The 14,424-nt window shown below is 69.4% G+C and carries 15 protein-coding genes and 1 pseudogene; 7 read left to right on the forward strand and 9 right to left on the reverse strand.

The genetic code is table 11. From position 1 onward, the window contains the following. Positions 1–29: 29 nt before the first annotated feature. A complete protein-coding gene (locus FHS87_RS19140) occupies positions 30–1,691 on the reverse strand; it encodes an IS1182 family transposase (protein ID WP_184520997.1) in 1,662 nt (553 codons plus the stop codon). Positions 1,692–2,052: 361 nt separating this feature from the next. Between FHS87_RS19140 and FHS87_RS19145 the strand changes: the two genes are divergently transcribed. The 3 genes from FHS87_RS19145 to argC all read left to right on the forward strand — a co-directional run bounded on the left by FHS87_RS19145 (position 2,053) and on the right by argC (position 4,285). Continuing rightward, a complete protein-coding gene (locus FHS87_RS19145) occupies positions 2,053–2,586 on the forward strand; it encodes a GNAT family N-acetyltransferase (RefSeq protein ID WP_184520998.1) in 534 nt (177 codons plus the stop codon). After that, the gene (locus FHS87_RS19150; RefSeq protein ID WP_184520999.1) at positions 2,586–3,188 is read left to right on the forward strand and encodes a GDSL-type esterase/lipase family protein; all 603 of its coding nucleotides are present in this window, start codon (positions 2,586–2,588) and stop codon (positions 3,186–3,188) included. Before FHS87_RS19145 ends, FHS87_RS19150 begins: the two co-directional genes overlap by 1 nt. Positions 3,189–3,307: 119 nt before the next feature. Next, on the forward strand, positions 3,308–4,285 hold the full coding sequence (gene argC / locus FHS87_RS19155) for an N-acetyl-gamma-glutamyl-phosphate reductase (RefSeq protein WP_184521000.1): 978 nt from the start codon (positions 3,308–3,310) through the stop codon (positions 4,283–4,285). Positions 4,286–4,394: 109 nt separating this feature from the next. Here argC and FHS87_RS19160 read toward each other — a convergent pair whose 3' ends face one another. Then, positions 4,395–5,057 (reverse strand): aspartate/glutamate racemase family protein, encoded by a 663-nt coding sequence (locus FHS87_RS19160; protein ID WP_184521001.1) that lies wholly within the window; start codon positions 5,055–5,057, stop codon positions 4,395–4,397. 587 nt (positions 5,058–5,644) lie between these two features. After that, positions 5,645–6,628, reverse strand: a complete 984-nt coding sequence (locus FHS87_RS19165) for an aldo/keto reductase (RefSeq protein WP_184521002.1) — start codon at positions 6,626–6,628, stop codon at positions 5,645–5,647. 94 nt (positions 6,629–6,722) lie between these two features. Between FHS87_RS19165 and FHS87_RS19170 the strand changes: the two genes are divergently transcribed. Next, positions 6,723–7,619: a LysR family transcriptional regulator gene (locus FHS87_RS19170; protein WP_184521003.1), complete on the forward strand. Its 897-nt coding sequence runs from the start codon at positions 6,723–6,725 to the stop codon at positions 7,617–7,619. A 216-nt stretch (positions 7,620–7,835) separates the two neighbouring features. Here the strand turns inward: FHS87_RS19170 and FHS87_RS19175 are convergent, their stop codons facing one another. Next, positions 7,836–8,189, reverse strand: coding sequence for an EthD domain-containing protein (locus FHS87_RS19175; RefSeq protein ID WP_221300146.1), 354 nt, complete (start codon positions 8,187–8,189; stop codon positions 7,836–7,838). Positions 8,190–8,298: 109 nt separating this feature from the next. Here FHS87_RS19175 and FHS87_RS19180 point away from each other — a divergent pair, with 109 nt between their 5' ends. Both FHS87_RS19180 and FHS87_RS24655 read left to right on the forward strand, forming a co-directional pair. Continuing rightward, entirely contained in the window at positions 8,299–9,228 is a 930-nt protein-coding gene (locus tag FHS87_RS19180; RefSeq protein WP_221300148.1) for an AraC family transcriptional regulator, read from the forward strand. Continuing rightward, positions 9,218–9,403: pseudogene (locus FHS87_RS24655) on the forward strand (transposase); the annotation flags it as partial. The gene FHS87_RS19180 and the pseudogene FHS87_RS24655, both read left to right, overlap by 11 nt. Before the next feature lie 305 nt (positions 9,404–9,708). Here the strand turns inward: FHS87_RS24655 and FHS87_RS23455 are convergent. Genes FHS87_RS23455 through FHS87_RS19205 form a run of 4 tightly spaced genes read right to left on the reverse strand, consistent with a single transcriptional unit; the run spans position 9,709 to position 12,126 of the window. Next, the gene (locus tag FHS87_RS23455) at positions 9,709–10,029 is read right to left on the reverse strand and encodes a DUF4158 domain-containing protein (protein WP_221300150.1); all 321 of its coding nucleotides are present in this window, start codon (positions 10,027–10,029) and stop codon (positions 9,709–9,711) included. Continuing rightward, positions 10,011–10,856: a glutamine amidotransferase gene (locus FHS87_RS19195; RefSeq protein WP_184521005.1), complete on the reverse strand. Its 846-nt coding sequence runs from the start codon at positions 10,854–10,856 to the stop codon at positions 10,011–10,013. The genes FHS87_RS23455 and FHS87_RS19195 overlap by 19 nt, the downstream gene beginning before the upstream one ends. A gap of 47 nt (positions 10,857–10,903) precedes the next feature. Next, positions 10,904–11,905 (reverse strand): homoserine dehydrogenase, encoded by a 1,002-nt coding sequence (locus FHS87_RS19200; protein WP_184521006.1) that lies wholly within the window; start codon positions 11,903–11,905, stop codon positions 10,904–10,906. 53 nt (positions 11,906–11,958) lie between these two features. After that, positions 11,959–12,126 (reverse strand): VOC family protein, encoded by a 168-nt coding sequence (locus FHS87_RS19205; protein WP_246418537.1) that lies wholly within the window; start codon positions 12,124–12,126, stop codon positions 11,959–11,961. Between the two features lie 72 nt (positions 12,127–12,198). Here FHS87_RS19205 and FHS87_RS19210 point away from each other — a divergent pair, with 72 nt between their 5' ends. Next, positions 12,199–13,101: a LysR substrate-binding domain-containing protein gene (locus FHS87_RS19210; protein ID WP_184521007.1), complete on the forward strand. Its 903-nt coding sequence runs from the start codon at positions 12,199–12,201 to the stop codon at positions 13,099–13,101. A 283-nt stretch (positions 13,102–13,384) separates the two neighbouring features. Here FHS87_RS19210 and FHS87_RS19215 read toward each other — a convergent pair whose 3' ends face one another. Beyond that, the gene (locus tag FHS87_RS19215; RefSeq protein ID WP_184521008.1) at positions 13,385–14,416 is read right to left on the reverse strand and encodes an aldo/keto reductase; all 1,032 of its coding nucleotides are present in this window, start codon (positions 14,414–14,416) and stop codon (positions 13,385–13,387) included. Positions 14,417–14,424: the final 8 nt, after the last annotated feature.

Here is a 14,424-nt window from a genome sequence, read left to right on the forward strand (position 1 = left end):
CGGGCGGACACTGTTGGCGAAGTCGGCCATCAGGCGGCGAGGCGTGCGAAGCTTGAGACGCGGGTGGGTGCGAGTGGTCGCCCAGTGATCCATGCGGCGAGGCGATCGAGGTTGAGGGCCGCGGCGGTAGAGGCGTGCTGCAGGCCGGTTTTGGCCAAGCCGCGGTAGCGTGCTCGGCGCAAGCCGAAGGCCCGCACGGCCTGGGAGAGGGTCCCCTCTACGCCTTGGCGTTTGGCGTAGAGGCTTTTGCCGTTGGCCGTGCCCTCTCGTGCCCGGGCGGCGGCAAGGGCCTCGTGCTCGCGTTTCGGCAGGAAGGTAAGCACACGCCCCTGGTAGCCCGAACGCGATCGGGTGCAACGCTCGCGCGAACCGCAGGCCCGACAGTCGGCGGCACGGAACTGGGTGCGGATGAAGGCGCGCTGGCCGGGTTGCTTCGGCTGCTCGGCCCAGCTTGTGCTTTCTTTGCCCTCGGGGCAGAGCGCGACCCGCCTATCCCGGTCCAGAACGAAGTCGTCGAGGCTGAAGGCTCCCTCGATGTGGTTCTGCCAGCTCAGGTTCCGCCGCCCCGGCCCGACCAGGTCGATGCCGTGTTGCTCCCGCGCGGTTATGAGGTGGTCGGCACTGATGTAGGCGGAGTCGACCAGATGCTCGGCTGGGGTCAGGCCCTTGGCGGCGAGGACCGCATGGATCGGCGCCGTGCGGGAGGCCTCGTGCACGTTGGCCGGCGTTGTGTCGGCGTGCAGCACGAGCCTGGGTGCACCCTCGTCACAACTCTCGGTTAGGTGGACCATGTATCCGGTCCAGCGCGTGCTGCTCTTGGCCCGGAACCGGGCATCGGTGTCGTAAGGGGACTCCACTCGGTCGCCGGGACCACGGCCCTGCACGGGCCGCAACCGCGCGCCGCCATCTCCGCCCTCCACGCGGTCGAAGTGGCGGGCCCATACCCGGCGCAACACCTCGACCGCAGGCAGTGTCGCGGCGGCCGGCGGCGCGTCCGGCCTGGCCAGCGCATCGAGAAGGTGGAAGCCGTCCGTACCCACAATCGCGACGTAGACATCGCGCTTGGGACCTGCCTCGGGCAGCCGCATGTCCTCGATCCGCCGCGCATAGCGCTCGTGCCACACCGGGGACGCGATGGCGCGCAGCCAATCCGGCTCCGTCGATGCGATTGCGTTGAGCGCAGCGCGCAGGGTCTCGCCTACCAACTCGACCCGGTTAAGGTCGCGGACGGCGGCGATCACGTGCGTGCTGTCGGTGCGCTGTCGCCCGCCTGCCTTGAGCAGGCCGCCTTCGCGCGCAGTATCCAGCACCCGCGCAAGCAGGCGTCCGGTCGCCTCGCCAGCCAGCAGCCGGCCGCGGAACTCGCAAAGCACGCTGTGGTCAAAGCCGGGATCGGCCAGTTCAAGGCCAAGCAGATACTTCCAGTCGATCCGGGCGCGGACTGCCTCAGCCGCCTGGCGGTCGCTCAGCCCCTCGCGGAACTGCAGCAGCGTGACCAGGGCCAAGCGCCAGGGCGCGTAGGCAGGCTGCCCGCGCCGGGGATAGAGGTCAGCGAAATCAGCGTCCGTAAACACTGTCCCCAGTTGATCGCGCAGAACCAAGCAACGAGTGCCGGTCCGACAGGCCGCGCGGGCCACCCGCGCGGTGTCCTCGGGCACGGGCGGGATGGGCGGCTGCAAGCGCAGTGACATCGGCGACCTCCGGGTGGGAAACCCGATCCAACGCGGGCCACCCCCACCAGGCTGCCGACTTCGCCAACAGTGTCCGGGCGTTTGATAGTGTGATACGTTGCCGCCTGCCTCTCGTTGACCGGCAGTATGGGACGCCTCTAGGCTCACGGCATGGGCGCCCCCTGCTTCACCACCGTGATCCGACGCCGAAGCCGCACCCCGGCGGCGGCTGTCGCGGCTGCGTGCAGATCGGCCCCTCTCTCGTGGTGACCGCCTCTTCGTAGGCCCCCACGCACCGGAGCGGGTCTAAGCCCGCACCTCGAACGACCCCCGCAGCCCCCGGCTCCGGGGGTTTTCTTTTGTCCGCCACCCAGGAGGCTCTATGCAGCCGCAGACGCCCGCCGCCCCCGACGCCAACCCCGACGCGGGCCACGCGCGCTTCCGCCGCGCGGTCCCGGCTGACGCCGCGGCCGTGCGCGAGCTGACGCGCGCGGCCTACACGAAGTGGGTGCCCCTTATCGGCCGCGAGCCGCGGCCGATGACTGCGGACTACGATGCGGCCGTGCGGGACCACCTCGTGTACCTACTACACGGCGCGACCGGAGACGCGGTCGGGCTGATCGAGATGGCGCCTGCAGCCGACCACCTGCTGATCGTCAACGTCGCGGTAGCGCCGGCGGCGCAGGGACGGGGCCATGGCCGCGCGCTGCTGGCGCACGCGGAGGAGGTCGCGCGGTCGCTCGGCCTCGCCGAGCTGCGGCTCTACACGAATGGGCGCTTCGCCGAGAACGTCCGGCTCTACGGCCGGCTCGGCTACGGGGTGGACCGTGAGGAGGCGCATCCGCAGTTCGGGGCCATTGTGTACATGAGCAAGCGCATCCACCCCGCCGTTAGGGTGGGCAAGGTGCTCGGCTGATGCGCGACCTGCGCGTCTGCTTCGTCGGCGACAGCCTGGTGAACGGCACGGGTAACGAGGAGGCCCTCGGCTGGGCCGGGCGGATCTGCCGCGCCGCCCGCGGCCGGGGCGTGCCGCTCACCCACTACGACCTGAGCGTGCGCCGCGACATTAGCGCGCTGATCCTGCGCCGCTGCGCCGTTGAGGTGGCGATTCGCCTGGACGGCGTGCCCTGCGACGGCCGGGTCGTGTTCTCCTTCGGAGCAAACGATGCGACCCACGAGGAGGGGCGGCCTCGCGTAGAGCCGGAGGCGACCCTGGCGAACGCGCGGGCGCTGCTGGGCTGGTCCCGGGCGCGCCACCCGACGCTGATGGTCGGGCCGCAGCCGCTGCCGGGGAGCGCGGCGCACGACGCGCGCATCGCCACCCTGTCGGCCGCGCTGGGGGATCTCTGCGGCGTGCTCGGCGTGCCCTTCCTCGACCTGCACGGGCCGCTGTCGGGCGACGCCGTCTGGCGCGCCGAGGCCCTGGCCGGCGACGGCGCGCATCCCAACGCGGGCGGCTACGCCAGGGCCGCAGCGCTCATCGAGGCATGGGACCCGTGGCGAAGTTGGACGGCCTAGCACGTCGAACAACGCGCCAACGCGCCAACGCGCTCGCCCGCCTGACAACGGCGGCGTCGGCGTCGGCGTCGGCGGCGCGAGTTCGCAAAATTCACTCACTCCAGCAACAGGACACCACCATGAGCATTCGCGTCGGCATCGTCGGGATCAGCGGCTTCGGCGGCGGCGAGGCGATGCGCCTCGTCGCGGGCCACCCGTCCTTCGAACTCACCTACGCCGCGGGCGAGGGTAGCGCCGGCAGCCGGTTGGCGGACCGCTTTCCCGGCGTGCCGGCCAAGCTGGCCGGGCTGGTGATCGAGAAGTGGGACCCTGCGACCCTGCCGAAGCTCGACGTGCTGTTCGCGTCGCTACCCACGGGCGCCTCGGCCGAAGCCCTGGCGCGCGTCCCCGAGGAGGTGAAGATCGTGGATATCGGCGGCGACCATCGCTACGTCGAGGGCTGGGCATACGGCTTGGCCGACGTCTGGCCCTCCAAGATCGAGGGTCAGACCCGCGTTGCCAACCCCGGCTGCTTCCCCGCGGCGGTGCTGACCGCGCTGGCGCCCCTGCTGGCCGAGGGGCTGATCGAGCCCGGCAACATCGTGGTGGACGCCAAGACCGGCATCTCCGGCGCCGGCCGGGGCGGCGCCGACAGCCGGTTCAGCTACGCCGAGAGCAACGAGAACGTGGTGCCCTACGGCCTGCTCAAGCACGTCCACATGCCCGAGATAGCCCGCACGATTGAGCGGCTGAGCGGAGGCAGCGCGGCCGGGCTGGTGTTCACGCCGCACCTAGTGCCGATGACCCGCGGCGTGCTCGCCACCATCTACTGCCGTGGCCGCGCCACCACGGGCGGGTGCCTCGACGCGGCCCGGCGCTTCTACGCCGGGCGGGCGTTCGTCCGTGTGACCGACAGGCCGCCACAGACCAAATGGGCCACCGGCTCAAATCTCGCCTTCGTCAGCTACGCGGCCGACCCGGAGCGCGACTTGGTGATCGCGATGGGCGTGGTGGACAATCTCGGCAAGGGAGCGGCCGGCCAAGCGGTGCAGAACGCGAACCTGATCTGCGGCCTGCCGGAAACCGCGGGACTGGACGGCGTACCTGTCTGGCCATGAGGTTTTCGGCTCGCCTTCGCTGACAACGGCGCCGCGCCGAGGTTCGCGCTCCCTGCCGCCGGGGCGTTCTGGCAAACCTTTCGGTTTCCGGCCAAGGACGGGCGAAGGGTCAGCCCTGCTCCGCGGCCACGCTTGTTGCGGCTGCTTTGGCCGCCGCGAGCCCGGCGGCCGGGCTGGTCAACGGCGTCGCCTCTTCCCGGCAGAGCTCGGCGGCCCCGGCCATCGAGGCCTGGGCGAGTGCCACGCGGGTCGCCCCGTCCTGAATGGCAGCATCTGACGCCGCGGCGACCATGGCGAGGTAGCGGTCCCGCTCACCCGCTTTGAACGCCGCCCAGGCGTCGGCGACCAAGCGCACTTCTACCTCTGCCCCGGTCGCGCGGGCAGCCTCCTCGAACACCGCCCGCGTCGGCCCGAGCGTGGTCTCGACCGCGCACAGCGCCACGACCTTGCCACCCTCCCGCACGGCCTCCGCGGCGAATGCAGCGTCCAGGCGCAGCACCGGGACGGAGGCCATCCCCGCCACTGCCTGTGCCGCCGGTCCCAACGTCGAGCACGTCAGGAGCACCGCGTCGGCGCCTTCGGACAGGGCGAGAAGCGCTTCACCCGTCCGGGCCTCGATCTCCGGGGTCAGGCCACCGTCGCGCTCGGCGTCAGCGAGCAGGTCGGCTCGTACCTCGTGGCGGAGCGTCCCGGCGCCGAGGCCGAGATCCCTCCCCGCGGCCTCGAAAACAGCAATGTTGCTCTGGGCGGTGTGCAGGCAGGCGAGGCGCACGGGGTCAGTCCTTTGCGGCAGCTTGCTGGTTCTACATCCAGCATGTTGTCATAGCGGCACGCCAGCGGCGCGCGTCTGATCTGTGAGTTCGCGCGTCTGTTCCGCACCCACACCGCCACTGCGGGCGGCATCGCCGGGAACCTCGCGGACGCGCGCGTCGAGGGCTGATCCACCCCGCCCGTCACATCCGCATCCCGCGCTCCTGCCGGAGCCCAAAGCGATCCTGCTGCGCTTCCCACGCCCGCTGCCGATCCGCCTCGCGGTCCTCGCGCGCGCCGCGTCCCTGTCGCTCGGCCTCCAGCGCCCGCGCCACCCCGGCCATGCCCTCGCGCGCTCTCTCCCTCCGGTCCAGCCCGCCCGGCCTCCGCGCGCTGCAACACCTTGTCCGCGTCGTAGCCCAGCCGTTTCCCCGGCCGCCTCCGCGAAGGCCTGCAGCTCCGCCGCTACTGCGGGCGGCCTCCCGCTCCCACGCCTCCGCCTCCGCCTCCGCCACCGCCGCCCGCTCGCGAACCGCTGCCAGCTCTCCTCGCGGAGCATCCCGAGGACCGCGAGCGCCCGCTCGTATCGTTCGCTCCCTGTCTTGCGGGTCATGCGTTCAGCCCCTTCATGCCCTCTTGCGTGTAGCGGGCTCCGGCGGTCGCGCCGGATGGCAGGGCATCGTCCAGCGCCTTCACGTCGCCCGGCGGTAGAGCGATGTCCGCCGCCGCCGCATTCTCCTCCAGCCATCGCAAGCGCTTCGTTCCGGGAATCGGAACAATGTCGTCGCCCTTGGCCAGAAGCCATGCCAGCGCCACCTGCCCAGGCGTGCAGCCGATCTCGGCCGCCTTGGCGCGCACCACATCGACGATGCCCTGGTTCGCGGCCATGTTATCGCCGGAGAAGCGCGGCAGGGCGGCACGGAAGTCCCCGGCCGCAAACCCTCCATCCGCCCCGATCGCACCGGTGAGGTAGCCTCGGCCGAGAGGGGCATAGGGCACGAAGCCCACGCCCAGCTCGCGGCAGGCGGGCAGCACCTCCGCCTCGACCTCGCGGCTCCAGAGCGAGTACTCCGTCTGCACGGCCGTCACGGGATGTACGGCATGGGCGCGCCGCAGGGTGGCCGCGCTCACCTCGCAGAGCCCGACATGGCCGACCTTGCCCTCGCGCACGAGGGCGGCCAGGGCCTCCATCGTGTCCTCGATCGGGCGGGCGGCGTCGATGCGGTGGACGTAGTAGAGGTCGATCCGCTCGACACCCAGACGCCGCAGAGAGCCCTCGCAGGACGACCGGACGTAGTCGGGGCTGTTGTCGATGCTGCGGGCGTACTCGCCGGGCCTCCTCACGATGCCGAACTTGGTGGCGACCCTCACCCGCGCCCGGCCCTCGTGCAAGAAGCGCCCGATCAGCTCCTCGTTGTGATGCGGCCCGTACATGTCCGCCGTGTCGAAGAGGTCGATGCCAAGCTCGACCGCCCGGTGCAGCACCTGCATCGAGGTCTCGTCGTCGCGCGGCCCGTAGAACTCGCTCATGCCCATGCAGCCCAGGCCCAGGCCGGAAGTGGCGAAGGACGGCGTCAGGTGTCGGGTCCTCATGGCGGAAACCTCCAGCGTTGCGGCCTGCAAGCTAGTCTTCCAATTCTCCGCGCTGTAGGGCTCAGACGGGCATGCAGCTTTTCAGGATCGGAAAATGACCGAGTTGGTCTGGGACGACGCCCGCGTGTTCTTGGCGGTTGCGCGAGCGGGGACGCTGACCGGTGCGGCCCTTCAACTCGACGCCGGCGTGGCGACGGTGTCTCGACGGATCGAGCGGCTGGAGGCGGCGCTCGGCCTGCCGCTCTTTGCACGCCACGAGTCCGGCTACCGGCTGACCGATGAGGGCGAGGCGATGCTGCCCCGGGCCGAGGCACTGGAGGACGCCATGCGCGCGTTCCGCAGCGTCGCCGAGGGCGAGGCGCAGGTGGCGGGGCTCGTGCGCCTCGCCACGGCCGAGAACCTGGCGAACCCGCTGATCATCCCGGCCCTCGCCCCGCTCCTGGCGCGTCACCCGGCCTTGCAGATCGAGGTGCTGACCAACGTGGCCACGGTCAACCTGCATCGCAGGGACGCCGACCTGGCCATCCGGATGGTGCGTCCCGAGCGGGGCCGCGTCGCCCTCCGGCGCATCGGCACGGTGGGCTTCGGGCTTTACGGAGCGCCTGCCTACATGGCGGGCCGGAGCGCAGCCCCCGACGACGGCGCTTTCGACGGCGACCGGTTCATCGGCTGGACGGAGCAGCACGGTCACCTGCCTGCCGCGCAGTGGCTGGAGCGGACCCTGCACGGCCGGCGCCCTGCTCTCGCCACCTCGACCCTGTCCGCGCAGCTCAGCGCCGCGCGGGCCGGGCTGGGCCTGGCGATCCTGCCACACTTCCTGGCGGCTGAGGCGGGGCTGGAGCGGGTGCGCGTCGAGCTGGGGCTGGATCAGCCGATCTGGCTGGCCGTCCACGCCGACCTCGTGGCGTCGGCACGCGTCCGGGTCGTTGCCGACCACCTGACGGCGGCAGTCCAGTCCCGGCAAAATGTGCTGGCACAGGGGCAGCCCTAAACTCGCTGGGCGAGGCTAACGAGCTTAGAAGGGGGCAGGCGAGCCTGGAGGCTGATGGGTCGAATGGCGAATGCTTGTATTTGGTTTTCGCACCAAGCCCTGTGATGCGCTTTATCGGGTAAGTGTTTAACAGTGCGATGCGGTCGGCGGCGTCCGGGGTGAGTGGGGCGCAGAACCAGGTTTGATCCAGCGTGAGTAACTGTTTTCAGCCCTTCTTCACGGAATACAAGAGGCGCCTTCCGGTCCCTGAGAGACTACGATCACCTCCTCCGACACGATCCGGCTGACAGAAGTCAGATCGATGAAGTTGACGTGGTCCGGATCGACCTTCGTGCGGAAGTTCTTCGACAGGAATAGCGCGTCCATGTCCGCCATCGTGTCGAACCAGGCCTCGACCACTGCGTCGAAGCTGGGCTCGGGCCAGTTCGGCGCCGGGACCGGGTACGATATGACAAAGCGGCGGATGGTGGCCGCCTCCGGAATCGCGAACAACAGCGGTGCATGGACGTCGCGTCGGTAGTCCTTGAACGCTTCGACGCTCATCCCGGAGCGTCGGCGGAAGCCGACCAACATTTTTATCATGCGATATCTCCATGGTGGGCTTGACCGGGCCAGCCGGTCGACGAGTGATAGCCCAGGCAGATGGGACGACTTATGCTTAGGATGCCCGATCCCTTTCGTGATCGTCCCCGAAATGCCACCTGACCTGCTTTCGGATGCACTTTCGGTCCTGTCTCCGGTCACCCACGTCGTGGGCGCCTTCGACCTGGGCGGGGACTGGGCAATCACCTACCCGGCGCATGACGGGCTCAAGGTCTTCGCCGTGCTGACAGGGCGTGCATGGCTGCGTGTGGAGGGAGAGGCGGAGGCGCTCCTGCTTGAGACGGATGATTGTGCCATCTTGCCTAACGGGCGTCGGTTCGTCATCGCGCGTGACCTCGCCTTCTCCCCGGTTGGTATCGAGGCAATCCCCGCAACGGAGTGGCACGAGCGGGTCGCGACGCTGGGGGGCGGCAAAGACACGATGCTGCTGGGGGGCCACTTCGCCTTCACGGGCGCGCAGACGGAGCTGCTTCTGGGGGCGATGCCGCCGATCCTCAGGCTGCGCGAAATGGCCGGACGAAACCATCTCCGCTGGGCTCTGGAACGGATGCGGGAAGAGTTGGCCGAGGCTGGACCAGGTAGTGTGTCGGTGGTCCGGCACCTTGCGCACCTGCTCCTTGTCCAGGCGCTGCGCCTTTACCTCGCATCCGGTGCCGGACGCACCACGGGCTGGTTGTTCGCGTTAGGCGACCCCAAGGTGGGGCGCGCCGCACGAGCGATCCACGCCGCACCGGCCGAACGGTGGACTTTGCCCCGACTTGCCAAGGTCGCCGGCATGTCGCGCTCCAAGTTCGCCGAGCGCTTCAAGGTACTCACTGGCACGTCACCGATGGACTACCTGACCCACTGGCGGATGCTGCTCGCCTGCCAGCATCTGAGGTCCGGACACGTTTCGGTGGGCAAGATCGGAGCAATGGTCGGATACGAGTCCGAGGCTGCATTCAGCACGGCCTTCAAGCGCGTGATCAGGTGCACGCCGCGACAGTACGGCAAGGATGCCGTGTGAAGGCCCGCAGCGCCGGCAGAGGAGACTGAGCGCGGGCAAGTTCTACGGCACCGACCTGAGCGATACGGTATGGGCACTCGTCGAGCCGCATCTGCTGCTAGCGAAAGCCGAGGGCCGTCCGCGCAGCACGCCCTTGCGTGCGGTGGTGGACGCTATTCTCTACCCGCTGCGGACGGGGTGCCAGTGGTGGCTGGCCTGCTGTTCGCCAGCAGGGTCGAGCGGGCCTCGGTCTCCGATCGATTTGCCGGTTTCAGGCTCGTTGGCGGACTGCGCTTCGCCCTCCCGGACCTGCGCATCCTTAGGACAGACGCCGGACACGAGGGCCGAAGCTCGCCTGCATGCTGAAGCGGCACGACGGCTACGATCTGCACATCGTGAAGCGGCAGCGCGCGTTCTGGATCGGTGCGCGGCTGATTGCCCGGGCCGCGGCGGCGACGCGGCGGCCCCCCGGAGCAGGCCACGGTTCCTCGGTGTCGGCCATCACTCGTACGGGAACAGAGGGGATCGCGCGCACCAGTTTGGGCAAGAAGCGACGGATGCGGCAGTGTTGGGCGAGAAGTTCGTCGAGGTAGGGCTCAGCCGGCGGTCGTCGGACGAATCTTCGAGGGAAGTGCCGAGGAAGCGCACGGTGCCGAGCTGGACGGCGCAGCCCAGGCACATGTGGGCGCCGCGGCGCTCGGCCACAAAGGCACGGTCGGTGTCGTCGAGGTGGAAGTGGCGGGCGAGTTGCTTGGAAGAGGGCTCGCTGGCGTAGCGGCGGTAGCGGCGCTCCTGCTCCTCGGTCAGGAAGGAAACTGGCACGCACGATCCTTTTCGGAACTGTCGGCCTCAGCCGCTGGCAGCAGACCCAATAACTTCCGCCACCGACTACCCCTACGGGTGCGAACAATTGGTCGGTGCATCGGCGGATGCCTCCAGTACTCCGCCAAGCCTGATGCCTCCAGCCAACGCTCGATAAACGCGTCCGCCGCGCTCATGAGCCGTGGTGCATGCCGGATTGCGTCGGCACGGAGGTTGCGGGGGTCAATCCCGGTGGCCGCCAGTTCGCACGCGTGCCCGACCAGCCAGCGTTCGAAATCACGACCGACCACTTCGGGATGGAATTGCAGCCCCAGGACGCGCGGCCCACGCGCGAAAGCTTGGTGACGGCAGAGCTCCGTCGAAGCCAGCAGTTCGCACCCGTCCGGGAGATCGAACGTGTCGCCGTGCCAGTGGAGTACGGGGACGTCGGCCAACGCCGCCAGAGGCCCCGCCCGGCCGGCATTCGTCAACACCACCGGCGCCCAGCCGATCTCCTTGCTCGGACCCGGATAGACGCGACCACCGAGCGCACGGGCGATCAACTGTGCACCGAGGCAGATGCCCAACGTCGGCAGGTCGGCCGCGAGGCGGCGTTCGAGGATGGCGATCTCGTCGGCGAGGAACGGGTAGGTGTCCACGTCGTAGACGCCGACCGGGCCACCGAGCACGACCAAGAGATCGGCCTCGACCGGATCGATGGCGCCGAGGTCGCACTCGGCCGCATCGTGGTAGTCGATGCGGTAGCCGGCCCGCTCAAGGGGGTCTGCGAAGCCACCGAGATCCTCGAAAGAGACGTGCCGGATGGCCAGGGCGGTGCGCTGAGGCATGGTGGTTCCAGGTGTGAGGGGCGGTAAGGGAGCGTCGGTCCTGCCGCCTAACGGCGGCGCATCAAGATGTGCTCCAGGTCCTTCAGCGCTGCGGCGGCCGTGGCCATCGGTTCGGGGCCGCAGCCGACCGCGAGGATCTCGCCCATCGCGTCCGTTGTCACCCTGATCGCCTTGTTCTTACCCTGCACCAGCGCGAAAGCGTCCGATGCCGGGTAGGTCCGCAATTCGACGCCCGCGTGCAGACCATCCCCCGAGCGGGCGAGATGTCCAACGAGCTTCGGGACGAGCCCCGCCGCTCGCCACTCCTCCATCTGTGCCCGGGTCACGTTCTGGATGCCACCAACGGACAGGTCGTCGAGCGCGAGATCGGCCCCGAGCCCGAAATTGGCGAGGATCAGCAGCTTGCAGGCCGTGTCCCACCCCCCAGTGTCGAAGCTTGGGTCCGCCTCGGCGATGCCGGCCCGCTGGGCTCGGCGCAAAGCTTCGGCGAAGTCCAGACCCTGCTCCGCCATCGCCGTCAGCAGGTGGTTGCTGGTCGCGTTGAGGATGCCTTCGACCCGCAGGACTTCGCAGCCCGCGAGGTTGTACTCCAGCAAGTCAATCGTCGGCAGCGCCGCGGCCGTCGCGCCGCTGATCTTGAGCGATACCTCGTTGCGCTCGGCCAGCGCGCGCAGGCCGCGCCCGTCGAAGACCAGCGCGCCTTTGGAGATGGCGATGGCGTGCCTGCCCGCGGCCAGCGCGGCTTTGATGTAGCCATAGCCCGGACCGCCTGTGCGGAAGTCGGTCGGACCCGCTTCGATCAGCACGTCGACCGGCGCTGACGCCAAAACCGTGATACCCGAAAGGCCGGGGGTCAGTTCGTTCTCGGCCAGACGCCCTTCGCCGAGTCCGTCGTCGTTGATCGACCCCGCTCGCGACCCGCAAATGGCGGTCAACCTCACGTCCGCCTCGTAAAGGGCTTGGTAGCGTGCCCGCCGCGACAGGAGCAAGGCCGCGACTGCCTTGCCAACGCGACCGAACCCCGTGATGGCGACGTTCCAGCGACGCATGGTTCCTTCTCCGCCGTCAGCGAGCGAACGATCTTCCGATGTCGGCCAAGGCTTTAGTCCTCCCACTCCGCCGAGTTGCGGCCCTCCGGGCAGCCCAACAGGTCGCCGTAGAAGCGCCGGGCCGCAACGAGCTCGTGCACGGGGAAGGCGGGGTGAAAAGGCGTGGGGACGGCGGCGCTGTGCATGGGAAAGGTCCTGAGATAGTCGTCGATTGACGCCACCTTATGCATCATCTCCGCCGATGAAAAACGATGTGTGTTGATGCTCAGCATAACGTTTGGCTATGCTGGACCATGATCGCCGAGCTGCGCACCTTCATCGCCGTTGCCCGCCAAAGTACGTTCAGTGCCGCGGGCGAGCGCGTCGGGCTGACCCAGGCGGCCGTGAGCGGGCAGATCAAGCGTTTGGAAGAAAAGCTGGGCTTCAGCCTGTTCGACCGCACGGGACGGTCCGCGACGCTGAACGCGGCGGGCGCCCGAACGCTGGCGCGGGCGCAGGAGATCGTGTCCCTTTTCGATGCGCTCGGCGACGCGGACGACGAGCGCATCGGCGGGCGGATACGGCTCGGGGCGATCGCCTCGGTCCAGTCGACGGTGCTGGCGCGGGCGCTGACCTCGTTCCGGCGGCGCTTCCCCAAGCCGCACGTCCACATCGTCCCTGGCCTGTCGCTGCACCTGCTGGACCGGCTCGACGCCGGTGAGCTCGACCTGGCCATCATGATCCCGCCGCCCTTCGGCTTGCCGTCGGACCTGTCCTGGCAACCGTTGATCCGCGAGCCTTTCGAACTGGTCGTGCCCGCGACGGGTGCGGGTGATGATTGGCGGAGTCTGCTGCGGTCGCGACCTTTCCTGCGCTACGACCGGGCGTCGTTCGGCGGGCGACAAGTGGAGCGGTTCTTGCGTGCCGAGCGCATCTCGGTGGCGGAGTCCATCGAGGTCGACGACGTGCAGGCCATGGTAGCGATGGTGGGGAGCGGCTTGGGTGTCGCCCTCGTGCCCATGGCGGAGGCGCATCTGCCGCTGCCCGCGAACGTCCGCGCCATCCCGCTCGGGGAGCACGGCTTTCACCGCGAGATCGGCATCGCCCGGCACCACCACCGTGACATCGCACCCGGCGTTGAGCATCTGGCACGATGCCTCACCCTGGCCGCCGGGCCCCGAGGGAACGGTGGCCAGGATCGGCGTGCGGAACGATGACCTCTCGGCCCTGACCCAACACCGATGTCGGTCGCTGCGGCGGAGCCGAGCGCGGCGGGCCGCCCTGCCCCCCCTCGCGATGAGCGCCTGGATGGTTTGCGTCGTCGGGCGGAGGCACGCGCCCTACCCAAGCTGGACGCGGTGGGCGTGAACTGGCTGGCGGACTTCGATTTCGAGATCAAGGCCATCGCGCGCCTCCCCAATCCGCCTGACCGATCGGCGGCGGGCGTCGGAGGCGGGCGGGGACCGGGCGCACCAAGTACCCGGTCTCCTCATCGACCGGTCAAGCGGCGGCGCGCTCGGCGATCGGACGGCGGCGCAACTCGACCTGCGTGATCGCGGGCGGCGAATAGGCCGCTTCCAGCGAGCCCACGTCGACGCCCGGCGGAACGACACCGTCGATCTGGTCGAGGAGCCCGTTGTCCAGCACGACTTCGGCGCCGGCGAGCACGTCGTCGAGATGCTCCATGGTGCGCGGACCGATGATCGCGGAGGTGACGGTTGGATGGGCCACCGCGAAGGCCATGGCCATGTGCGTCAGGGACAAGCCGGCGTCCTGCGCTAACCGAATGAGCCGCTCGACCGCGTCCAGCCGGCGCTCGTCGGACATCTGCGTGGGAAACCGCCTCGCGCGCAGGCTGTCGGGCTGTCGCTGGCCGCGGCGGTACTTGCCGGTGAGCATGCCCATGGCCAGCGGGCTCCACACCATCACGCCCATCCCGTGGCGTTGGCAGACGGGCAGCACCTCGCGCTCGACGCTCCGGTTCAGGATCGAGTAGGGCCGCTGCTCGGTGCGGAAGCGCGCGAGCCCGCGCCGCTCGGCGACCCACTGGGCCTCCACGATGTCGGAGGCGGGGAAGGTCGAAGCGCCGATCGCGCGCACCTTGCCCGCCCGCATGAGGTCGGTGAGCGCCGACAGGGTCTCCTCGATGTCCGTGTCCGGCGACGGCCGATGAATCTGGTAGAGGTCGATGCGGTCCGTCCGCAGGCGCCGCAGCGAAGCCTCGACCTCGTGCGTGAGCCAGCGCCGCGAATTGCCTTGCTGGTTCGGGTCGTCGCCCATCGGCATGTGCGCCTTGGTGGCCAGCACGACGTTGTTGCGCCGGCCCTCGAGGGCCTTCCCGACGATCTCCTCCGACTCCCCGCGGCTGTAGCCGTCGGCGGTGTCGATGAAGTTGATGCCGAAGTCGAGGGCCTTGTGGATCATGCGGACGCAGTCGTCGTGGTCGGGGTTACCGGCCGCCCCGAACATCATCGCGCCCAGGCAGTACGGGCTGACCTTGATGCCGGTCCGGCCCAGCGTGCGGTACCTCATGGCTCTTC

Origin of the sequence: Muricoccus pecuniae (genome assembly GCF_014199205.1) — a bacterium.
Lineage (GTDB): Bacteria > Pseudomonadota > Alphaproteobacteria > Acetobacterales > Acetobacteraceae > Roseomonas > Roseomonas pecuniae.

What these genes read in the sequence shown, in the direction of transcription:
- FHS87_RS19140 (WP_184520997.1), bottom strand. Translation starts at nt 1,691, where the DNA reads ATGTCACTGCGCTTGCAGCCGCCCATCCCGCCCGTGCCCGAGGACACC.
- FHS87_RS19145 (WP_184520998.1), top strand. Translation starts at nt 2,053, where the DNA reads ATGCAGCCGCAGACGCCCGCCGCCCCCGACGCCAACCCCGACGCGGGC.
- FHS87_RS19150 (WP_184520999.1), top strand. Translation starts at nt 2,586, where the DNA reads ATGCGCGACCTGCGCGTCTGCTTCGTCGGCGACAGCCTGGTGAACGGC.
- argC (WP_184521000.1), top strand. Translation starts at nt 3,308, where the DNA reads ATGAGCATTCGCGTCGGCATCGTCGGGATCAGCGGCTTCGGCGGCGGC.
- FHS87_RS19165 (WP_184521002.1), bottom strand. Translation starts at nt 6,628, where the DNA reads ATGAGGACCCGACACCTGACGCCGTCCTTCGCCACTTCCGGCCTGGGC.
- FHS87_RS19170 (WP_184521003.1), top strand. Translation starts at nt 6,723, where the DNA reads ATGACCGAGTTGGTCTGGGACGACGCCCGCGTGTTCTTGGCGGTTGCG.
- FHS87_RS19195 (WP_184521005.1), bottom strand. Translation starts at nt 10,856, where the DNA reads ATGCCTCAGCGCACCGCCCTGGCCATCCGGCACGTCTCTTTCGAGGAT.
- FHS87_RS19200 (WP_184521006.1), bottom strand. Translation starts at nt 11,905, where the DNA reads ATGCGTCGCTGGAACGTCGCCATCACGGGGTTCGGTCGCGTTGGCAAG.
- FHS87_RS19210 (WP_184521007.1), top strand. Translation starts at nt 12,199, where the DNA reads ATGATCGCCGAGCTGCGCACCTTCATCGCCGTTGCCCGCCAAAGTACG.
- FHS87_RS19215 (WP_184521008.1), bottom strand. Translation starts at nt 14,416, where the DNA reads ATGAGGTACCGCACGCTGGGCCGGACCGGCATCAAGGTCAGCCCGTAC.